Annotated in this window: 5 protein-coding genes; 2 read left to right on the top strand and 3 right to left on the bottom strand. The window is 60.0% G+C overall.

Features of this window, described 5'->3' with window-relative positions:
* Window positions 1-575, bottom strand: a 575-nt coding sequence (locus WBV42_RS08850) for a 50S ribosomal protein L1 (RefSeq protein WP_423985705.1), incomplete at its 3' end; no start/stop codon positions are given.
* 172 nt (window positions 576-747) lie between these two features.
* Here WBV42_RS08850 and WBV42_RS08855 point away from each other — a divergent pair.
* Window positions 748-1,476 (top strand): hypothetical protein, encoded by a 729-nt coding sequence (locus tag WBV42_RS08855; protein WP_423985706.1) that lies wholly within the window; start codon window positions 748-750, stop codon window positions 1,474-1,476.
* Window positions 1,477-1,492: 16 nt separating this feature from the next.
* On the opposite strand, the gene WBV42_RS08860 is transcribed toward WBV42_RS08855, so the two are convergent.
* Complete coding sequence (locus WBV42_RS08860) at window positions 1,493-1,969, bottom strand: 50S ribosomal protein L11 (protein ID WP_423985707.1); 477 nt, start codon at window positions 1,967-1,969, stop codon at window positions 1,493-1,495.
* Window positions 1,970-2,099: 130 nt separating this feature from the next.
* Window positions 2,100-2,312, bottom strand: coding sequence for a hypothetical protein (locus tag WBV42_RS08865; protein ID WP_423985708.1), 213 nt, complete (start codon window positions 2,310-2,312; stop codon window positions 2,100-2,102).
* 113 nt (window positions 2,313-2,425) lie between these two features.
* Here WBV42_RS08865 and WBV42_RS08870 point away from each other — a divergent pair.
* The coding region (locus tag WBV42_RS08870; protein ID WP_423985709.1) for a GTPase at window positions 2,426-2,950 on the top strand (525 nt) is incomplete at its 3' end.

Here is a 2,950-nt window from a genome sequence, read left to right on the forward strand (position 1 = left end):
CCTTTCTCCAGGTTGGAGTGAAGACGTCGAACGATAACGTCGATGTTCTCGGAGATGTCATCGGCGGACATGTCTTCGGCGCCGACGAGCGTGTGGAACGTTCGTCGGTCACCGCTCCGAAGCTGGACGGTGTTTTTCATCCGGTTGACCGTTTCGACGACGTCGTCGTCGGGTTGCAACGGCGTCGGCATCTTACCGCGCGGACCGAGAACGGTACCGAGGTATCGACCGATGTCTTGCATCATCGACGCCTCGGCGATGAAGAAGTCCGTTTCGTCCGCGAGGTCTTTTGCCGCGTCGTTGTCATCGCCCAAGTCTTCCAGTTCGTCGCCCGAGAGAACGTCGTCCGCGACGTCCTCTGCGCGAAGGGCTGTCTCACCCTCCGCGAAGACGACAATCTTGGTATCTTGGCCGGTTCCAGACGGGAGTACGATACTCTCGTCGACACGATTCGACGGATCGTTTAAATCGAGGTCGCGCAAGTTGATTGCGAGGTCCACCGTTTCGCGGAAATTCCGCTCAGGTGCGTCCTCGAGTGCGCGAGAGACTGCTTGCTCTATCTCATTATTTGCCATCGTTCACCTCCGTAGTACGCAGGAATGCTCCTACGGGTCAGTGAAACAGGCCATGCCTGTCTCACCCGAATTTGACGCATGCGGAACTTAAACCCGTCGAACCATTTCGGCGAAATACCCCGCCGAGCCACCATTGGTTTGCGGTTTGGGCACGAATCACGTGCAGACAGCGATGACGATATCGACGCTTCTCACCGGCCTCGTGGCCATCGCGCTCGCGTCCGTGCACCTCGGTGCCGGGCAGGTACGCGCGTTTCGGGAAATTCCACGGAATTACTGGCTCTCGATCGCTGGCGGGGCATCCGTCGCCTACGTCTTCGTTCACGTCCTCCCCGAACTCACGGGCGGGACGATACTCGAATCGGTGCCGTTCCTCGCCGGATTCCTCGAACGACACGTCTACCTCGTCGCGCTCTCCGGGTTCGCACTGTTCTACGGGTTGGAACGCCTCGCGGAGGAATCCGGTCGCGACCACGATGACGGTAATCGACCGGTAAACATGAACGTCTTCTGGATTCACATCGGCGCGTTCACCGCATACAACGCGCTCATCGGCTACCTGCTCGTGCATCGGGAGCAACCGGGAACCATCAGTCTCCTGCTGTACGCGACGGCCATGGCGCTTCACTTCATCGTCAACGACTACGGCTTTCGGGACCACCACCGGGACACCTACGACCGGGTCGGCCGCTGGGTGCTCGCCGCCGCCGTCGTCGTTGGCTGGGGAATCGGTATCGCCACGCACGTGGATGAAGCCGTCGTGAACACCCTCTTTGCGTTCCTCGCCGGTGGCGTCATCCTCAATGTCATCAAAGAAGAACTCCCGGAAGAACGGCGAAGCCGCTTCTGGGCGTTCGCACTCGGTGCCGGTGGCTACTCGGCGATACTGCTGTGGATATAGTGGAAGAAGAAACCGATTACGCTGCGAGTGCGTCGTCGTACTCGCCCGCGTCGACTTTCGCTTTGAACTCGCGTGCGTCGACGCCCTCGATGGTGACACCGAGCGAGGCACACGTTCCGACGACTTCCTTCGCCGCGTTCTTCGTGTCGTAGGCGAGGAGGTCGGGTTTCTTCTGTTCGGCGATCTTTTTCACTTGGTCGATGGAGAGGTCGGCGACGAAATCCTTCTGGGGTTCGCCGCTGCCAGTATCGAATCCGGCCTCGTCCTTGACGAGCGCCGCCGTCGGCGGGACACCGATTTCGAGGCTGAAGCCGCCGTCGTCCTCGACGAAGACGGTGACCGGCACTTCCGTGCCGTCGAACGCAGCCGTCTGCTCGTTGATTTCGTTGACGACTTCCTGCACGTTGACCGCCGTCGGGCCGAGTTCCGGGCCGAGTGGTGGGCCGGGGTTGGCCTGTCCACCGGGGACGAGTACTTCTATCGTATCTACCATACGTATCCGAAATCTCGCCGGAGTTTTAAGGATTTCTTTTCGGGTGCTGGAGAACGGTGGGATCGGCTCTCCGCGGGTACGAACGGTTCCCTAAGTCTGCGGGAGGAAACGAACGGCGTCTGTAGCTCGTTTACGGCAGGCTGACGCCGTGCCGTCCCAAAAATCGACTCGCGTTCTTGATCTCGACCGGACTGCCGATGAGACGGAGCCACTCGTCGCATTCGCCGCTCGCCGAAACGATCGTCAGCATGAAGTTGTGTTCGAGTTCGCAGCGGATCCCATCGAGCGCGTCGCGGTGGAGGACGATTTGCGTGCTATCGCGGAGACGGGCAGGGTCCGGCATTTGACTTCACATCATGTGACAGGCCGAAACGTATTAACGTGTCGAATCACGGGACGAACTCCCGCTGACGCGAAGGAACAACTTTTTCGGCGGTCACGGCTGACGTGTTGCTAATGGGACTGGAGGAGGAAATCGAAGCACTCCGCGAGGAAATCTCGGACACGCCGTACAACAAGTCCACCGAGAGCCACATCGGTCGGCTGAAGGCGAAACTCGCGGAGAAAAAGGAGAAGCTACAGAACCAGTCCTCCGCCGGTGGCGGAGAGGGATACGCCGTCGAGAAGACGGGTGACGCAACCGTCGCATTCGTCGGTTTCCCCAGCGTCGGCAAATCGACGCTGTTGAACTCGCTCACCGCCGCGGAGAGCGAAGTCGGTGACTACGAGTTCACGACGCTCAACGTGAACCCCGGGATGTTACAGTACAACGGCGCGAACATCCAACTTCTCGACGTGCCGGGGCTCATCGAAGGTGCCGCACACGGGCGCGGTGGTGGACAGGAAGTCCTCTCCGTGGTTCGTGCGGCCGACCTCGTCGTCTTCGTCCTCTCCGTCTTCGAAATCGACCAGTACGAACGCTTGCAGGAGGAACTGTACGAGAACAAGATTCGGCTGGACTCCACGCCGCCCAGCATCTCC

The organism is Haladaptatus sp., from assembly GCF_049589095.1.
Taxonomy (GTDB): domain Archaea; phylum Halobacteriota; class Halobacteria; order Halobacteriales; family Haladaptataceae; genus Haladaptatus.

Coding starts and splice junctions, on each gene's coding strand:
- WBV42_RS08865 (WP_423985708.1), bottom strand. CDS start 2,312: ATGCCGGACCCTGCCCGTCTCCGCGATAGCACGCAAATCGTCCTCCAC.
- WBV42_RS08855 (WP_423985706.1), top strand. CDS start 748: ATGACGATATCGACGCTTCTCACCGGCCTCGTGGCCATCGCGCTCGCG.
- WBV42_RS08860 (WP_423985707.1), bottom strand. CDS start 1,969: ATGGTAGATACGATAGAAGTACTCGTCCCCGGTGGACAGGCCAACCCC.